The 17,024-nt window shown below is 70.9% G+C and carries 18 protein-coding genes; 3 read left to right on the forward strand and 15 right to left on the reverse strand.

Annotated elements, in window-relative coordinates; genetic code table 11:
* Positions 1-2 precede the first annotated feature (2 nt).
* Positions 3-932, reverse strand: coding sequence for an LLM class F420-dependent oxidoreductase (locus tag ACIQ8J_RS10995; protein WP_403270923.1), 930 nt, complete (start codon positions 930-932; stop codon positions 3-5).
* Between the two features lie 249 nt (positions 933-1,181).
* Here ACIQ8J_RS10995 and ACIQ8J_RS11000 point away from each other — a divergent pair, with 249 nt between their 5' ends.
* Entirely contained in the window at positions 1,182-1,385 is a 204-nt protein-coding gene (locus ACIQ8J_RS11000; RefSeq protein ID WP_403270920.1) for a hypothetical protein, read from the forward strand.
* A 221-nt stretch (positions 1,386-1,606) separates the two neighbouring features.
* A complete protein-coding gene (locus ACIQ8J_RS11005; protein ID WP_403270917.1) occupies positions 1,607-2,251 on the forward strand; it encodes a dihydrofolate reductase family protein in 645 nt (214 codons plus the stop codon).
* A gap of 103 nt (positions 2,252-2,354) precedes the next feature.
* On the opposite strand, the gene ACIQ8J_RS11010 is transcribed toward ACIQ8J_RS11005, so the two are convergent.
* The 5 genes from ACIQ8J_RS11010 to ACIQ8J_RS11030 all read right to left on the reverse strand — a co-directional run bounded on the left by ACIQ8J_RS11010 (position 2,355) and on the right by ACIQ8J_RS11030 (position 5,741).
* The gene (locus ACIQ8J_RS11010; RefSeq protein WP_403270914.1) at positions 2,355-2,855 is read right to left on the reverse strand and encodes a DUF6099 family protein; all 501 of its coding nucleotides are present in this window, start codon (positions 2,853-2,855) and stop codon (positions 2,355-2,357) included.
* A gap of 126 nt (positions 2,856-2,981) precedes the next feature.
* Positions 2,982-3,362 carry a nucleotide pyrophosphohydrolase gene (locus tag ACIQ8J_RS11015; RefSeq protein ID WP_403270911.1) on the reverse strand — a complete coding sequence of 127 codons (381 nt, stop codon included), beginning with the start codon at positions 3,360-3,362 and terminating at the stop codon, positions 2,982-2,984.
* Positions 3,359-4,516 (reverse strand): AAA family ATPase, encoded by a 1,158-nt coding sequence (locus ACIQ8J_RS11020; protein WP_403270908.1) that lies wholly within the window; start codon positions 4,514-4,516, stop codon positions 3,359-3,361. The genes ACIQ8J_RS11015 and ACIQ8J_RS11020 overlap by 4 nt, the downstream gene beginning before the upstream one ends.
* A 134-nt stretch (positions 4,517-4,650) precedes the next feature.
* Entirely contained in the window at positions 4,651-5,040 is a 390-nt protein-coding gene (locus tag ACIQ8J_RS11025) for a cell division protein SepF (protein ID WP_403270905.1), read from the reverse strand.
* 110 nt (positions 5,041-5,150) lie between these two features.
* Positions 5,151-5,741 carry a cysteine hydrolase family protein gene (locus ACIQ8J_RS11030; RefSeq protein WP_403270902.1) on the reverse strand — a complete coding sequence of 197 codons (591 nt, stop codon included), beginning with the start codon at positions 5,739-5,741 and terminating at the stop codon, positions 5,151-5,153.
* Between the two features lie 171 nt (positions 5,742-5,912).
* Between ACIQ8J_RS11030 and ACIQ8J_RS11035 the strand changes: the two genes are divergently transcribed.
* Positions 5,913-6,911 (forward strand): GlxA family transcriptional regulator, encoded by a 999-nt coding sequence (locus ACIQ8J_RS11035; RefSeq protein WP_403270899.1) that lies wholly within the window; start codon positions 5,913-5,915, stop codon positions 6,909-6,911.
* Here ACIQ8J_RS11035 and ACIQ8J_RS11040 read toward each other — a convergent pair.
* From ACIQ8J_RS11040 to ACIQ8J_RS11080, 9 genes are all read right to left on the reverse strand, one after another.
* On the reverse strand, positions 6,908-7,588 hold the full coding sequence (locus ACIQ8J_RS11040; RefSeq protein WP_403270896.1) for a response regulator: 681 nt from the start codon (positions 7,586-7,588) through the stop codon (positions 6,908-6,910). The two genes, ACIQ8J_RS11035 and ACIQ8J_RS11040, sit on opposite strands and share 4 nt — an antisense overlap.
* A gap of 160 nt (positions 7,589-7,748) precedes the next feature.
* Positions 7,749-9,734, reverse strand: coding sequence for an FtsX-like permease family protein (locus ACIQ8J_RS11045; protein WP_403270893.1), 1,986 nt, complete (start codon positions 9,732-9,734; stop codon positions 7,749-7,751).
* Positions 9,734-10,480 carry an ABC transporter ATP-binding protein gene (locus ACIQ8J_RS11050; RefSeq protein WP_403270890.1) on the reverse strand — a complete coding sequence of 249 codons (747 nt, stop codon included), beginning with the start codon at positions 10,478-10,480 and terminating at the stop codon, positions 9,734-9,736. The genes ACIQ8J_RS11045 and ACIQ8J_RS11050 overlap by 1 nt, the downstream gene beginning before the upstream one ends.
* Before the next feature lie 161 nt (positions 10,481-10,641).
* Positions 10,642-11,814, reverse strand: a complete 1,173-nt coding sequence (locus ACIQ8J_RS11055; protein WP_403270887.1) for a glycosyltransferase family 4 protein — start codon at positions 11,812-11,814, stop codon at positions 10,642-10,644.
* Between the two features lie 67 nt (positions 11,815-11,881).
* Complete coding sequence (locus ACIQ8J_RS11060; RefSeq protein ID WP_403270884.1) at positions 11,882-12,676, reverse strand: FkbM family methyltransferase; 795 nt, start codon at positions 12,674-12,676, stop codon at positions 11,882-11,884.
* Positions 12,673-14,016: a glycosyltransferase 87 family protein gene (locus tag ACIQ8J_RS11065; RefSeq protein WP_403270881.1), complete on the reverse strand. Its 1,344-nt coding sequence runs from the start codon at positions 14,014-14,016 to the stop codon at positions 12,673-12,675. Before ACIQ8J_RS11065 ends, ACIQ8J_RS11060 begins: the two co-directional genes overlap by 4 nt.
* A gap of 130 nt (positions 14,017-14,146) precedes the next feature.
* Positions 14,147-14,911: a thioesterase II family protein gene (locus tag ACIQ8J_RS11070; RefSeq protein WP_403270879.1), complete on the reverse strand. Its 765-nt coding sequence runs from the start codon at positions 14,909-14,911 to the stop codon at positions 14,147-14,149.
* Between the two features lie 57 nt (positions 14,912-14,968).
* Positions 14,969-15,784, reverse strand: a complete 816-nt coding sequence (locus ACIQ8J_RS11075) for an ArsR/SmtB family transcription factor (RefSeq protein WP_403270876.1) — start codon at positions 15,782-15,784, stop codon at positions 14,969-14,971.
* A gap of 42 nt (positions 15,785-15,826) precedes the next feature.
* Positions 15,827-16,999: a cytochrome P450 gene (locus ACIQ8J_RS11080; RefSeq protein ID WP_403270873.1), complete on the reverse strand. Its 1,173-nt coding sequence runs from the start codon at positions 16,997-16,999 to the stop codon at positions 15,827-15,829.
* Positions 17,000-17,024 lie beyond the last annotated feature (25 nt).

Consider the following 17,024-nt stretch of genomic DNA (forward strand, 5'->3'; position numbering starts at 1 on the left):
GGTCAGGCTCCGTTCAGCTGCGGCAGCACCTGCGCGGAGATCAGCTCCAGCTGGTCGAGGTCGTTCAGGTCGAGCAACTGGAGGTAGATCCGGGAGGATCCGATGGCCTCGTACTTGCCGATCTTCTCCACGACTTCGGCGGGCGAGCCCGCGAGTCCGTTGGCCTTGAGTTCCTCCACCTCACGTCCGATGGCGGCGGCCCTGCGGGCCACCTGAGCGTCGTCCTTGCCGACGCAGACCACCAGCGCGTTGGAGTAGACGAGGTCGTCCGCCCCGCGTCCGGCGGTCTCGGCGGCCGCCTTCACCCGGGTGAACTGCCGCTCGCTGTCCTCGACGGAGGCGAACGGGATGTTGAACTCGTCGGCGTACTGCGCGGCCAGCCTCGGCGTGCGGATCGCCCCGTGTCCGCCGATCAGGACGGGCACCTTGGCCTGGGCGGGCTTGGGCAGCGCGGGCGAGTCGCTGAGCTGGTAGTAGGTGCCGTGGTGGTCGAACGTCCGGCCCACTTCGGTGGCCCAGAGACCGGTGATGATGGCCAGCTGCTCCTCCAGCCTGGCGAATTTCTCCTTGGGGAACGGGATGCCGTACGCCTTGTGCTCGTCCTCGAACCAGCCTGCGCCCAGGCCGAGTTCGACCCGGCCGCCCGACATCTGGTCGACCTGGGCGACCTGGATGGCGAGCACGCCCGGCAGCCGGAAGGTACCGGCCGTCATCAGGGTGCCGAGCCGGATCCGCTTGGTCTCGCGGGCGAGTCCGGCCAGCGTGATCCAGGCGTCGGTGGGGCCGGGAAGCCCGTCGGCGGAGCCCATGCTCAGATAGTGGTCGGAGCGGAAGAAGGCGTCGAAGCCGAGGTCTTCGGTGGCCTTGGCGACGGTCAGGAGGGTGTCGTAGCCGGCGCCCTGCTGGGGCTCGGTGAAGATTCGAAGATCCATGCCTCCATCCTGCACCGTCGGGCCACCGTCAACCCCCTCTCCACCATTCGTCTCACAGCAGCCCGGTCGGGTGAATATTCGCCGGTCCGGCGTGGCGCTGCCGCCCTGACCGGTGACGTTCATGCCGAGGCGTCGTTGGCTCAGGGGGAGCCGGACCGCCGGGCCCGCGCGTCGGCGGCCCTGACCGGCGCGTCGATCGATTTTCCGCCCTGCCCGCCCTGCGGGAGGGCTTGGGCCGAGGAGGCCGCGATGTCCCAGGAAGCCGTGCCGGAACAGACTGCGCCTCAGCAGTCGGCGGCGCAGTCCGCGCCCGAGCACCAGGGTGCGCCGAAGGGGCTGTTGCAGCAGATGGAAGAGCTGATGGCGACGCTGAACGCCGATCTGACGCAGCTCGACGCGGATCTGCAGTCCACCGCCGACCGCGCTCCGACCGGCGACGAGCCGACCGACTGAGTCGCTGTCGGTGCGGGTTGGCCGACCCGGGCGTCGCGGGCGGCCGACCAAGGGCGTTCCCCTGGGGTGGACGCCCCCCCTTGCCACAGCGGCGGCCTGACCGGCCCGGCGAACCATCCCCCTGAAGACCGCGCAGCCCCATCTGCCGGCCGGTCACGGCCGCGGCGATGAGTTTTCCCTGCCCGGTCGGTCTCCCCCTCATCGACAACGCAGGAGGACACGTGGATCAGCTGCTGAGAGTCCAGAACTTCACCGTCTCGCGTGACGGATTCGGTGCCGGCGAGGGCCAGAGCCTGGAGAGGCCGTTCGGTCACGCCGATCCCGGGGACCTGTTCGCCTGGGCCGGCGCAACAGCGAGCTGGCCCATGCGCACCGACCCCGGGGGCAGCCGGGGCCTCGACGACTACTTCACACGAGACTTCCCACGCAACATCGGCGCCGAGATCATGGGCCGCAACAAGTTCGGGCCCCAGCGCGGGCCCTGGCTCGACCATGACTGGCGCGGCTGGTGGGGTGCCGAGCCCCCGTTCCACACTCCGGTGTTCGTCATGACCCATCACCAGCGTCCTTCGTTCACGCTCTCCGACACCACGTTCCACTTCGTCGACGGCGACCCGGCCACCGTCCTCGAACAGGCACGGGAGGCGGCCCAGGGCAAGGACGTCCGGCTCGGCGGCGGCGCCACCACCATCCGGGAGTTCCTCGACGCCGACCTCGTGGACACCATGCACGTCGCGGTCTCGCAGGTGGAGATCGGATCCGGGGTACGGCTCTGGGAGTCACCCGATGAACTGCTGGACCGGTTCCACCTCGACGTCGTGCCCAGCCCGAGCGGTGTGACGCACCACTTGTTCTGGCGAAAGTGACACCGGGGCGGAGGCCCACCCGGGGACGTCGGCGCGGCGGCTGCGGGCGTCCCAGCAGATGACCACGTAGGTGCGGGGCGAGCCTCCCCCTACGCCGCGCTCTTCATGATGGGCCCGCCGTCGAGTCGCGGAGTGCTTCGGACGATCTCTCCTGTCTTTCCTGCTCCCGCAAGGCGAGCCGGCGCAGCATTCCGCGTATCCGGTCGCTCGACTCGTCGGCGGCGTCGATCGCCTCCATGCACTGCCAGTACAGCCCCTCCTCATCCGTGGCGCAGGCCACCGAGACGAGGGCCATGGCGACGTCGCCGAGCAGTCCGCCCAGCGAGGTCAACACGCTTGCGGGGTCGGTCACTTGGGACAGCTGGGCGGCTCGGATGCCGCCGATCCGCAGGCCGGGGCGGTCGAGCACGGCGCAGCCCCGGCCGCCGGCTTCGCTGAGGCCGCGCGCCTCTCCTCTCAGTTCGGGCGGGCCGGTGGCCGCGAGATGGCCGCCGATCGCCTGGGCGAGGGCCTGTGCCTGCCAGGCCTCGGCCACGATGTCGAGCACTGACCGGCTCTGGGCCAGGGCTTGTTGGCTGACTTTCACGAGTCGCACTGCTTCCATCCGATGCCCCCGTTCCTGCGATGGACCACGGCCGTCGCATCCACTACCTAGCGTGAGCTTGAGCGGCCAGGAAAGCCAGAGGAAATCGGAATTCTGTGCACAGCAAGCTGTTTGTGCATACCTCGGTCACTCAGATGGGTGACTCTCCGTGTCCACCGGGTGGTTGTGGGGGCTCTTCGGGGGTTCCGGGACGGGGAAGCGGAGTTCATTGCGGTCGATCTTGGCGGCGAGGGCAGCGAGCGCGTCGATGCCGAGTACTTCGCAGAGTTGGAGGAGATAGGCGAGGACGTCGGCGACCTCGTCCGTGACGCGGTGGGCCTTGTCGGGGTCGGCCATCACCCGGTCCGACTGCTCGGGGGTGAGCCACTGGAAGATTTCGAGCAGTTCGGACGCCTCGACGCTGAGCGCTGCGGCGAGGTTCTTCGGGGTGTGGTACGGCTCCCAGTTGCGGGCCGCGGCGAATGCGGCGAGTCTGCGCTGCAGGGCCGGTACGTCGAGTTCGGTCACGGCACCAGGTCTACCACCGTCGCCCCGAGGGCTTCGCGGGCGCCCGCCGCGTCCCCGACGGCGGCGAGCAGCCGGATGTGGCCGCGGGCGCACATCTCCCCTGCGAGGCTGAGCAGTTCGCTGGTCTGGCGGGAGTCGAGCCCGCGGTCGAGTCCGTCGGCCAGGACGGCGAGGGTCTGCATGGCCGGGGGCACTTCGGCGACGGTGTCGACGGCGAGCACGCCGGGCCCGGTGAGCAGGACGAGGGCGAGGGCGAGGTAGCGCAGTTCGCCTTCGCCGAGCCGGCCGACGGGGGTGCCGTGCCGGGTGCCGCCGCGGGCGAGGACGGCTCGTAACGTACCGTCGGCGAGTTCTTCGGCGGCGAGGCCGGTGACGGGTCCGACGCAGCCGGCGCGCGCGGCAGTGACCAGCCTGCCGTGCCGGATGCCGCACTCGGTGCGGGTACGGAGCAGCACTTCGGCCAGGTTGTCGCAGCCGCGCCGGAGCCGGCCGCCGCTGTGTCCCTGGGCGGGGACCACGGGTTCGCGCATGCGCTGGGGCTGCGGGTCGCAGGCGAACACGGAGCGCAGGGCGAGGACGACCTGTTCGGCGGCGGCCAGGACGCGCAGTTGCCCCTCCGTCTTGCCGGCCACGCGCAGGGGCAGCAGTGCGGTGCCGAGCCGGTCGTCGGGGAGCGGGGCGCGGGTGACCGGGACCGCGCCCGCGGTGTGCCAGGCGGCCTGCACGGTGGAGCGGCTGGGGTCGCGCAGCGCGGTGCTGAGGAGGGTCTGTCCTTCGCTGGTCAAACGTTCGCCGACGACGCGGAGTTCCGGCTCGGCCTGGACGGCGAGGTCGAGCCGGGCGGGTCCGGCGGGCCCGTCGACGGTGCAGCCGATGCGGAATCCGCGTCGGCCCTGGGCGTCGGCCCCGGCGCCCTCGGGCACGCAGCCCGCCGGGTCGCGGAACACGGATCCGAGGGAGGCGCCCGAGCCGAGTCGGGCGAGGGCTTCGAATGCTTCGAGGACGCTCGTCTTGCCGCTGCCGCTGGGACCGGCGATCAGCGTCAGCGGGCCGAGCGGGATGGTGGCGCCGCGGTGTCTTCTGAAGGCGGACAGCCGTAGTTCGGTGACGGTGGGTCGGTCGGGCCGGCCGGTTCGGTCACTGATGGTGGTCATGGCTGGGACCGTACGCAGCCCGAAAACTGACGAACCGTTCCGCCGCGGTGACCTTCCTACGAACGAGGGACGGCACAGCGGTACGGGACGGTTCTGGGCGAGGCGGTGGATCGGTGGGCGCGTGCGCCCGTGGTTCAGGGCTGCGGGACGGCCGCCGCGGCGATGCCTTCCACTTCGGTGCCGACCGGGGCCAGCAGGAAGACATTGCGGTCGACGCGGTGCATCCCGCTGCCGAGGCCGAAGACGACGCCCGTACTGAAGTCGAGGATCCGCTTGGCGACTTCGGGGTCGGCGCCGGTCAGGTCGAGGAGGACCGGGATCTGCGCCATGAGGTACTCGGCCACTTCACGTGCGTCGGCGAAGATCTGGACGCGCAGGACGACGAAGCGCCGCTGCTCGACGGTCGCGTAGTCGCCCGCGATGGTGTTGTGGTCGACCCTGGAGGGCCACTCGTTGCGGCTGCGCAGCGGAACGACCTGGGCGAGCCCCTCCCACTGTTCGTCGGTGACGTCGTACCTGCTCACCGGACCACCTCACCCATGTGCTGCTGTATCTGCATCCGGCCATGATGACGCCGCTCACCCGTTCAGCCCAACTTCAACACGGCTGTGGCGGTGTCGGCTATGACTCATCCTCAGGTCAGAGACTTCTCCGAGGGCACGACGACCCCGTAGAGGTCGGCGATCGTGGCGAGCGCGCTGTGATGGATCTGCGAGGCGGTGAGGTCGGTGTCCGCCGACCTCAAGGGACGCGTCGCGCAGGCGTCGGCGACCACCGTGGGCCGGTTTCCCCGCAGGAACGCGCCCTCCGCGGTGAACGTCACGCACATGTGTGTCATGAACCCGGCGACGATGACGTCCTCGTGTCCAGCGGCGTCCACGTGCTCGCCGAGATCGGTGTCGACGAAGGCGTTCGGGACCTTCTTGACGACCACGGGCTCGCCCTCGACCGGCGCCACGTCCGGGTGGATCCGGCCGATCTCCGCCCGGATGTCGTACGGGGTGCCCTCGCCGCCGTCGTTGATCACGTGGATGACCTTCGCGCCGGCCTCCCGAGCCCTGCCCAGCAGCGAGGCGGCGGAGTCGAGCGCGGCCCGCCAGCCCTCCAGCTCCATCACGCCACCGACGTAGGTGTTCTGGTAGTCGACCAGGATCAGCGTCGCGTCGGCGAGCGACGCGGGCGTCTCATCGAAGCCGTTGAGTGCGCGCAGGGTCGTCGTAGGCATGGGAGTACCACCTCGGGTTGCTGGTCGCGTTCGGGGTTTCGCAGCTCACCCGCCTGGGGCCGCCGCGCTTTGAAAGCTACGGCGCGTCGGACAGTGTCGGCAATGTCATCTAACCTGCAGATCCGGACATCGCCGTCGCCGATCAGGCACCGGCCACGACGTGGGAGACCCATGAGCACCGTCGAACGACTCGTCGTGATCGTCCTCTTCGAGGGTGTCGACCTGCTCGACGTCACGGGACCGCCCGAGGTGTTCTCCCTCCTGCGACGCGAGACGGACGACGGGTCGGGCTACCGCGTCGTACTGGCCGCCGAGACCATGGATCCCGTCACCACGTCCGCCGGGGTACGGATCCTCCCCGACACCACCTTCCGCGAGGCGCACACGACGAGCATCGACACGCTCCTGGTGCCCGGGTCGGTAGAGGTCGACGACCAGCGCCGGGTACACGCCCTCACCGACCCCGCGCTGGTCGGCCGGGTGAGGACACTCGCCGACCGGGCACGAAGGGTCGCGTCCGTGTGTGTCGGAGCCCATATCCTCGCGGCCGCCGGACTGCTCGACGGCAAGCGCGCCACCACCCACTGGTCGACCGCGCGCCAGCTCGCCGCCGACCACCCCATGGTCGAAGTCGACGCCGACCCGATCTTCATCCGCTCCGGCGACGTGTGGACCGGCGCGGGGATCAGCGCCTGCCTCGACCTGTCGCTGGCCCTGGTCGCCGAAGACTTCGGCGAGAGCGTCGCCCTGCGCGTGGCCCGGCAACTCGTCATGTACCTGAAACGTCCCAGCGGACAGAGTCAGTTCAGCGTTCCCCTCGAACCCGTCTCCACCACACGGCGCATCGAGGACCTCCGTCACCACATCATGCGCGCCATCGGCGACCGGCTCACCGTCGCGGACCTCGCCGCGTACGCCCATGTCGGCGAGCGCCAGCTCACCCGGATCTTCAAGGCCGAACTCGGCATGCCGCCGAGCGCCTACATCGAATCGGTCCGCGTCGAAATGGCGCGCCACCACCTCGAATCCACCGACGCCACCCTCGAACGCATCGTGTCCGCCTGCGGGTTCGGCACGACCGACACCCTGGTCCGGGCGTTCCGCCGGAGGCTCGACACGACGCCCACGGAGTACCGCCGCCGGTTCCGGGCCGGGGCGGACACCCCCTAGAGGGCGGGCGCCTCGGCGCCGCGGTCTCGTTCCATCCCTCGCAAGTAGTCGAGTACGGCCAGTACGCGACGGTTGTTCTCGTCCGACGCGGGGATCTGCAGCTTGCCCAGGATGGAGGTGACGTGCTTCTCCACGGCGCGTTCGGAGATGCCCAGGCGGTTGACGATGCCGCTGTTGGTGAGGCCGGTGGCGACGAGTTCGAGGACCTGGCGTTCGCGGCTGGTGAGGAGGTCGGTGGCCCGGCGCTCCCGGGGGTTCCCGACGAACTGCTTGAATATCTCGGAGTCCAGTACGGTCTCGCCCCTGGCCACCCGCTTGAGGGCGCAGAGGAACTCGTCGAAGTCGCCGACCCGCTGCTTCAGCAGATAGCCGGAGCCGGCGGGCGCGTTGCGCAGGAGCTCTTCCGCGTAGGTGTGCTCGATGTACTGGGACAGCACCAGCACCGCCGTGTCCGGACAGGACTCCTGGACCTCACGGGCCGCTCGGATGCCCTCGTCGGTGTAGGTGGGCGGCATCCGGACGTCCATGATCGCCACATCGGGGGTGAGTTCGCGGACCACCTGGAGGATGTTCTCGGCGTCGCCCAGTGAGGCGACCACCTCGATCCCCTCGTCCGCCAGCAACCGCGCCATCCCCACCCTCAAGAGGGCGGAATCTTCGGCCAATGCCACGCGCATGGCGACTCCTGAGTGCTGAAGTCGGCCCAGCGGAGGGACTGAACCGGACGATCGATGACGTGAGGGGCAAGGGCGGGTTGAGCACGTGTGTGCTCGGGCTGGCGGGGGGCAGGTGATCAGCATAGAGGAGCGTGGTCCGTATACCACTCCAACTTTGGCTTTATTGCCTTTCGTTGAGCATCGCGATCGCGCCCCGGCCCGCCAGGCGCCGCGTCGCCGCGACGGCCACGGCGATGGCGACCGCCAGACACGCGGCGACCAGACCGGCGAGAACGGTCCACGGGACACTGATGTCAACCGTTCCGTACGCGGCCTTCAGCGCTCCCCGGTACGCCCACAGACCGAGGGCGATCACGACGGCGGCGATGCCCGCTCCGAGCACGGTGGTGGTCACGGTCTCCCACAGGGCCATGCGGCGCAGTTGCCGCTCGCTGACGCCGACCATGCGCATCCCGGCGATCTCCCGGCCACGCCGGCTGTAGGACATGACCAGGGTGCCGGCCACCGCGATCAGCGCGTACACCGAGGCGGGTCCGATCAGTACCAGCACCACGAGCCTGTTGAGCCGGTCCTGGTCGCTGGTGGAGTGGCCGAACCAGTCCGCGGTGGGGGTCACCTTGGCGCCCGCGTCCCGCAGTTCGCCGTTCAGCTCGGCCGCCGTCGCGCCGATGGCGCCGGCCTGTGTCTCGTCGAGCAGGACCGTCGCCCGCTCGGGCGCCGCCGCTCCGCTCGTACCGGGCGGCAGGACCAGGTGCGGCACCGCCGAGCCGCCGTCCAGCACGGCCGTCACCTCGGCCGTGACCGGCTGTCCGCCGAAGCGCCCGTAGGTGAGGCGGTCGCCCGCGTGGACGCCGTACCAGTCGGAGAACTCCTTGGAGACCGCGACCGTGCCCGGGGCGAGCGCCCGGACGCTGCCTTCCGCAGCGCTGATCCGGTGGGTGCGGGCCAGGTCCGGCACATCGGCGACGGCCGCGTCGTCCTGCCAGGCCGAGTACGGCCCGGACACCGCGACGTCCAGCGCGGCGGGCGCCGATACGGCACGCACACCGGGCTGTTCGCGCAGCTTGGTCAGTACGTTCTGGCTCAGGCCCTGGCCCGGCGAGACGGGCTCCACCACCAACTGGCCCACCGTGCGCTGCCGGTCGTCGGCGGTGGTGGTGGCGCCGGTGCTGGCGAGCACCGAGGTGAAGGTGCCGACGATGGCCACGATGACGAGGACCGGGCCGACCAGTGAGGCGGTCCGGCGCCTGGACGTGATCACCGCTTCGACCGCCAGCAGGCCGGAGACCGACCGCGTCCGCTTCAGCCCGGCGGTCAACAGCCTGATCAGCGCCGGGAGATACATCGGGCCGAGCAGTGCCGCGGCCAGGGTCAGCCCCATCGGGCCGAAGAGCGCCAGCGGAGTGGCCGCCTCCGCGCCCGCGCTCGGAGCCAGGACCAGCATCACGGCGCCGCCGACGAGCAGCAGGAAACCCGTCGTCCCGCGTCCGGCGGTCATCGCCCGCGCGTCCAGATCGGCCTCGCGCAGTGCCTCGGCGGGACCGGTGCGCGCGGCCTGCCGGGAGGCGGCCGTCGCGCCGAGTACGGCGATGAGGAAACCGCAGCCCGCGGCGAACAGCAGCGGTCCGCCCAGTGGCCCGGTCCGCATGTCGACGGGTGACAGACCGGTGCCGTTGAGGCCGCTCACCGCCGACGGTGTGGCGACGGCCGCCACCGCGCAGCCCACGAGGGTGGCGGGTACCGCCACCGCCACCGATTCGCCGATCACCATGCGCCGCACCTGCCGCCCGCCCGCGCCGACCAGCCGCAGCAGACCCATGTCCCGGCGGCGCAGGGCGACGCTGAACGCGCCGGTTCCGGCGATGACGAAGATCGTGACGAAGGCGGAGACGACGGCGGCCAGCACCAGGACGGTCTGGATCCCGCCCATGTCTGGGGCGCCGGTGACCAGGGTGTGGCTCGCGCCCTCACCGTCCTTGAGGGTGATGGAGGGACCCGCGGAGCCGGCGGGCCGCGGCACGTTCCAGGTCGCGGCCAGCGCGGCGGCCGACACCCCGATCAGTGCCACGCCGAGGGCCAGCGCGATGAAGGTGCCGGCGAACAGCGCCCAGTAGTGGCGTACCGAGCGTACGGACAGACGCCACATCAGGACTCCCACTGACCGAGGCGGGCCGCGACCTGCTCGGCCGTCGGGTTGTCGATCTTGTCCACGGTCTCGCCGTCGTAGAGGAAGACCACCCGGTCCGCCCAGGCCGCCGCCACCGGGTCGTGGGTGACCATCACCACGGTCCGGCCGGCCCGGTCCACCACGTCCCGCAGCAGCGCCATGATCTGCCGGCCGGTCTGCCGGTCGAGCGATCCGGTCGGTTCGTCGGCGTAGACGATCTCGGGCTGGGCCACCAGGGTCCTGGCGATGGCCACGCGCTGCTGCTGGCCGCCGGAGAGCTGCGCGGGGCGCCGCCCCGCCTTGTCCTCCAGGCCCACCTGCCGCAGCGCCTCCATGACGACCGCGCGCTGCGGCCGGACGCCGTTCAGGCGCAGCGGCAGCGCGACGTTCTCGTACGCCGTCAGCATGGGCAGCAGGTTGAACTGCTGGAAGACGAAGCCGATGCGACTGCGCCGGATCACCGTCAGCTGCTGCTCGTCGCAGGCGCCCAGGTCGGTCTCGCCGAGCAGCACCTGTCCGCTGGTGGGGCGGTCAAGACCCGCGGCGCAGTGCAGCAGGGTCGTCTTGCCCGCCCCGGACGGGCCCATGATCGCGGTCATCGACTTCGCCGGGAACCCCACCGTGACCTCCCGCAGCACCGGCACCGGCCCCGCCGCGCCGGGGTAGCTCTTGGAGACGGAGACCATCTGGGTCGCCGGTAGGTGGATGTCGGTGAGCAGTGGCATCGGTGGGTCCTCGGTGGGGTCGAAGGTGATACGTCCAGTCCAGCACGGGCGAAGCCGCTGGACAGTGGGCCTGTGAGGAGTCTTCGCGGGAGGGTTTTCCCTACCGTCGGCCGGGCCGGAGGGTGTGAAGACGGTCGGTGGCGGCGGCTCGTACGGCTGCGTCAGCGCAGTCGCGCTTCCGGCTCGGGCAGCCGGTCGAGGGCGAGGTCGGGGTCGAGGAGCTGCGTCAGGCGGCGGGCCGAGACGTCCCAGGACCACTGCCGTTCGACCCATGCGCGTCCGGCGGCGCCCATCGCGGCCCGGTTCGGCGACAGCAGGGTCCGCGCGATGGAGCGGGCGACGGCGACGACGTCGGTGCCGTCGACCACGTGCCCGGTCTTCCCGTCGAGCACGGTGTCGGGCGCGCCGCCGGAGTCGCCGACGATCACGGGCAGTCCGCTGGCCGCGGCCTCCAGGAAGACGATGCCCAGGCCCTCCGCCTCCAGGCCGGCCCGCCGGGTGCGGCACGGCATGGCGAAGACGTCGGCCGCGGCGTAGAAGGCGGGCATCTCGGTGTGGCCCTTGCCGCCCGCGAAGACGACGGAGCCCTCCGCGGTGTGTTTGCGGGCCAGCGCGCGCAGCCGCCGCTCGTGCGGGCCCTGGCCCACGATCACCAACACCGCTGCCGGTACGGCTCGTTGGATGAGCGGCAGCGCGCGGATGAGGGTGTCCTGCCCCTTGCGCGGCACCAGGCGCGAGGCGCACAGGATGACTCTCCTGCCGCTGATGCCGTACTGGTCGCGGAGCTCCTGGACGCGCTGCGCGGGGAGGTCGGGCCGGAAGTCCGCGGGGTCCACTCCCGGTACGAGCCGGCTCATCCGGGCCCGCGGTCCGAGGGCGGGCGCGATCCGGGACCGGGTGTACTGCCCCAGGTAGGTCACCACGTCCACGCTGTCGCCCATGCGCCGCATGACCTGGCGGGCCCCGGGGGTGCGGGCCCACCAGATCTCATGGCCGTGGGTGGTGGCGACGGTCCTTCGGATGCCGGCCCGGCGCAGGTCGGGGGCCATGTGGGCGAGCGGCGCCGCCGCGCCGAACCAGACCCGGTCGCAGCCGTGTTCGCGGGCGATCGCGATCGCCCTGCGGGTGATGCGCCGGGTCGGCAGCAAGGTACGGGTGGGCTCCCGGATGACGGGGAACGGCAGGGTCGCGTCGTACTCGGCGGCCCCCGTCTCGTTCGAGGTGTAGACCACCACGTCGTTGCCGGGTATGCGGGTGGCCAGCGCGTGGACGAAGGTCTCGATGCCGCCCTGGCGGGGCGGGAAGTCGTTGGTGATGACGAGAGTGGTGCTCATGGGTGCCGTCGCTGCCTTCGGTGTGGATGATCTCGACTGCCGGACACGGGACCGGTCGGGCATGGGCCTACGGGACGAAGAGGTAGTTGCGGCAGTCGTCGGTGATGCGGGTGGTTTCGGTCCAGCGCCCTCGGTGCCGGCGGTGCAGGCCGTATCCGAAGTCCTGGAGATGGCTGACGATGTCGGCGGGCTGGGCGCCGTACTTGTCCAGGTGCCTGCTCTCGATCTCCAGCAGCAGGGCCGGCCGGCAGCGGCGCAGTACCTCCTGCGCCCCGCTCAGGACGGCGAGTTCGGCGCCCTCGACGTCGGCCTTCACGAAGCGGAGCTTCTCGATGCCCTCCCGGCGCACCAGTTGGTCCAGCGTCTGGACGGGGGTGCGGACCGGCCGCGAGGTGCGGAACTCGCTGTTGGGGCCGGGCCCGCAGGCGCCCTGGGTCAGAAAGGCGCGGCCGTGCACCGGCAGTCCCCCGCGCCGCGGCAGGCTCAGGGTGCCGGGCCCGGGGCGGGCCCCGAGGGCGGTGCGGTGGACGGTGACGTTGCGGCAGCCCAGGAGGCGGGCGCCGGTGCGCAGCCAGCGGGCCGGGCCGGGCAGCGGTTCGACGCTGTGCACCCGCCCCGAGGGCCCGGCCAGGGCGGCCAGCGTCCAGGTGTAGAGGCCGTATTCGGCGCCGACGTCCAGGCAGACGTCCCCGGACGCGACGAACTCGCCGAGACCGGCGACCTCTTCCTCCACGAAGGAGCACCGGGGGGCCGCCCAGCGCAGGGCGGCGGCCACGCCCGTGGCGCGCCGGCCGGGCCGGCGGCCTGCCCGTCCGGGGGTACGGCGCGGGTGGCGCGAGGGGGACGGGGACGGGGCGGTCATCGGATTCCTCCTGTGCCGGCGGGGGCGTAGGGGGCTCGGGACGGGATCACGAGGGCGGTGCGGTCGGGCCGGGCACCGCGTACCGGCAGGCTGGGGACCGGTTCACGGGGGTCGACCAGCCGGGCCCACGCCATCAGCACGATGGGCAGGGTGAGATAGCCGAAGCGTCCGGCGGGCGCCAGGGCGAAGGCCACAAGCAGGCCGATCGCCAGCCGGTCGGCCGCGGCCCGCAGCCGGGCGGGCGGGTGCTGTACGAGGGACACGGCGACGGCGAGCCCCCCGCAGACCAGCAGCCCGACGGCCGCGTACCAGCCGGCCGGACCCAGATCGGCCAGCAGCCGGCCGGGCAGCGGGCTGGCGGCCGGGGTCGGCAGGTCGCCGCGTCCGGTCGGGAAGGCCAGCACCTGCTCGACCATGGCGGCGGGCGAGAGCAGTGCGCCGGGCGCGATCAGCAGGGTCGCGCCGGCCGCCGCGGTGGCCGCGCACCGCAGGGCCGCCCGGCCGCCCGCCACCCGGCCGAGCAGGACCAGGACCACCGCGATCGCGGGCCAGGCGGTCCACTTGAGGGAGCACACCACGGCGAGCGCGAGGCCCGCCGCCGCCGGGCGTCCGCGGGCCGCCAGGGCGAGGCCGAGGCAGCACAGGCCGATCAGCGGGAGGTCCACTCCGCTGACGCACAGGGGCAGGGCCACCACGGGAGAGGCGATCAGCGCCGCCACGGCGGTCGCGTACGGTATCCGCTCGGGCCGAGCGGTGCTGCGGGCCGGCCCACCGGGCTGACGGAGCGTCAGGCGCGCGGCGCGCAGGCACAGGAGGAACACCGCCGCGCACCAGATCCGCGCGTCACCGAGCAGCCGCGCCGCCCAACTGTGCTCGCCCATCAGCGCCTTGGGGATGCCGAGCAGCGCCATGGCGGGGAGGTACGGCGTGTAGTCCGTGACCTTGTCCGGGTGGGGAAGGTAAGGGGTGCCCTGCTCCAGGAGCAGCCGCCCCGAGCGCTCGATCACGTCGACCTCGCTCTGGGCCCCTCCCGTCAGCACCAGGAAGAGCAGAGGCACCGCCACGGCACCGGCCAGCGCGACGGTCACCGCGGCGCGCCGGGCGCGCGGGCCGGGCAGCCCGTACGAGACGGCCGCCGCGGCGGCGTATCCGAGCGCGGCGCTCGCTCCCCACAGCCGGTGCGTGTCGAGCGAGGAGACCACGGGGAAGGCGGCGGCCCACACGGCGGCGAGCAGCCACCCCGCGCCCCACGTCTCCCGGCGGTTCCACCAGGGGACGGGAGGGGCCGCGGATCCGGCGACCGGGGCGCTGACCGGGTATTCGACTCGACGCAATCTCACCCTGCCATTGCAGCCGCCGGGGCCGCCAAGGTCATCAGAGCTAGGTCGAGACTTCCTGGTCGGGTTTCCCCTACCACCACCCGCCCCCGGACAGCCGTTTCGCACCAACAGGGTTCGCCGGTACGGCAGTTCAGGCGGGAGGCGCGGGAAGCGGAGCGCGCCGCCGTGCGGTCGCCACGTCGAGCAGGGTCCTGACATGCGAGGTGAGGTAGAAGTGGCCACCGGGGAACACCCGCAGGGAGAACGCGCCGGTGGTGACCGACTGCCATGCCCTGACCCGGGCCACGTCGACCTGGGGGTCCTGGTCCCCGGTCAGCGCGACGACCTCCGCGCTCACCGGGGCGGCCCCCGGGTCCGGCCGGTAGCTGTCGATGAGGTGGTAGTCGTTGCGGATGATGTCGAGGACCATGGCGCGCAGGTCCGGATCGTCCAGGACCGCCGACCGGGTGCCGCCGAGGTCCGCCATCGTCGCCATCAGGTCGTCGTCGCCGCGCGGGCCGGCGTCGACCGGCTCGGGGAACCCCGACAGCTCCCGCCCCGACACGCACAGGCGGGTGACGTGGGCCGTTCCGGCCGACTCCAGCAGGCGCAGCGTCTCGTAGGCGACCGCGGCGCCCATGCTGTGGCCGAACAGGATGGTCTCGCGCCCCGGATCGGCGCCGATCGCCCGTGCCGCGCCGGCCGCCAGTTCCCGCATCGAGGACGTCAGTGGTTCCGCCAGCCGGTTCTCCCGGCCGGGGTACTGAACTGCCTGCAACTCGACGTCGGGGCCGAGGTGTTGAGCCCAGGGCCGGAAGAAGCTCGCGCTGCCGCCGGCGTGCGGAAAGCAGACGACGCGCCGGTCCGCCGACGGGTTCGGCCGGTGTGTCACCAGCCAGGAGGATGTTGTGGACATGGGTGGATCTCCCCGTACGTGTAGAACGAGAACCGGTGGTCGGCCAAGAACCGGTTCTCAGCCGAGAACCGCTTCGCCCAGCAGAGTCAGCCGGTGGACGACGGAATTGTTCTTCCGCTCCGTCGTCACAAAGCCGGAGCGCCGCAGAACGCCTACGTGTTTGCTGGCCGATGGATTCGATATGTGAAGCCGGCGTGATATCTCACCGGTGGAACTGGGCACTCGCACGCTCTCCAGAACGCTTGCCCGGGTGTGCCCGAGCAGTTCGCTCAGGGCGGACCCGCCCTCCGCGCCCTGCCAGAGCGCTGCGGCGGTATCGGCGTCCGGTATGACGTTGTACACGAGGGTCGGCGTCCCCTGCCATCCCGATCTCGAATCCAGCATCAGGGGATTCGCCGCGAACAGCGACGGGGCCAGCACAAGGCCCTTGCCGGTGAGGGCGATTTCCCTGTCGTGCGGTCCGTGATTCACCCGCAGCACCGGGGCGTCCCAACTGATCGCGGGATGAAGGTTGTTGAGCGCACTCTCCACGCCGCCCGACACAATGGTCCGTCCGCATACCTCGCGAGCCAGTTCCAGGTAATTCTTTATCTGCCCCCAGAAGGGCTCCACAGCGGTCGTGTAGAAACCCTTGTCGCCCCCTGCCGAGGAAGCGGTCAGCGGTCTCTGCTTGATGCGGGAGGCGACCGCGGAGGCGTCGCCTGGACTCACACCTCGTAACCGCCGCTTTACCTTCCGTCGCCACTCCACGAAGACGTCCTGCTGCGACTCGGCGAACCGGGCCTCGGCGAAACGCGTTTCGAAGTCGGCACCTAAAGTGCCGATAAAGCGGATCCTGGACAGATCCTCAACAGTAAGACGTAGCGCGACCATGATGGAACTTCCCCCTACTTCAATCCCGCCGCATGATGCCCATCAGCGCCAGTCGACCGACACACCGAGTCCGCTGTACCCCTGGATCAGGTTCGACCGCATCCACTTCGGGTCGCTCGCCAGCCGTACGGAACGCGCTTGGTCGGCCAACTGGACCAGCAGAGTGCGCAGTTCGATGCGGGCGAGGGCGGCTCCCAGGCAGTGGTGCGGCCCGGTGCCGAAGCCGAGATGGCGGTTGGGCTTGCGATCCAGCCGGAAGGCGTGCGGATCCGCGAAGACCCGCTCGTCGCGATTGGCCGCGGACAGCCAGGCAACCACCGGGTCCCCCTTGCTGATTCGCTGATCTCCGACGACGCAGTCTTCGGTGGCCACACGAAGTACGTGCATTGCCGGTGACGTCCACCGGACAACCTCCTCGACAGCAAGATCGACTATATCCGGGTCGTCGTGGATCCTGTCCAGGATGTCGGGGAAGGACTGGAGTATGTGGAAGACACCGGTGATCGAGTGCCGGGTGGTCTCGTTGCCGCCGATAAGGACGTTGTCGCAGTTGATGACCACGTCGTCGACGTCCAGCCGGCCGTCGGCGAGCATCGCGCTGACCAGATCGTCACCCGGCTTCTCCTCGCGCTCCATCACCAACTCGTGGAAATAGAAGAGGATTTCCGCGTGGGCCTGGGCGGGCGACATCTTGTCGAATGAGCTCTCCTCGCCACCGAAGGCGTGGTTGGTCAGCTCGATCAGGTTCTCCCGGTCGCTCAGCGGCACTCCGATGACCTCGCACACAATGGCCGCCGGAAGCCGGGGCCCGACCTCCAGCGCTACATCGGTGGTCTCCTGGGACTTCATCCTGTTGATGATCTCCTTGACCTCGCGCTCCAGGACCTCGTTCAACTCCGGTGCGCGCAGCCGGGAAAGGAACGGCCCGATCAGCCGCTTCAACGCCGAATGCCAGGCCCCGTCGGAGACCACGAGCATGCGGCCGCCGGAGTTGTCCGAGTTCTCGGTGTCGAAGCCGATCATCATGCCGTGCTCGGAGGTGAAGGGCGCCTTGGGGGAAAGGACGGCGCTGCAGTCCTGGTGCGAGAAGACGGACCAGAAGCCGTTCGGGGAGATTCCCGGTTCGCTCCAGATCCTCGCGTTCTTCGACATGTGCTCCTGCCACATATCGAAGCGTGCCTCGGTGGTGTAGAGATCCGGGTTTGCCAAGTCCATGGTGGCCTGTCTTTCTTCAGCGGTC

Source organism: Streptomyces sp. NPDC094147, assembly GCF_044764265.1.
Classification (GTDB): Bacteria; Actinomycetota; Actinomycetes; order Streptomycetales; family Streptomycetaceae; genus Streptomyces.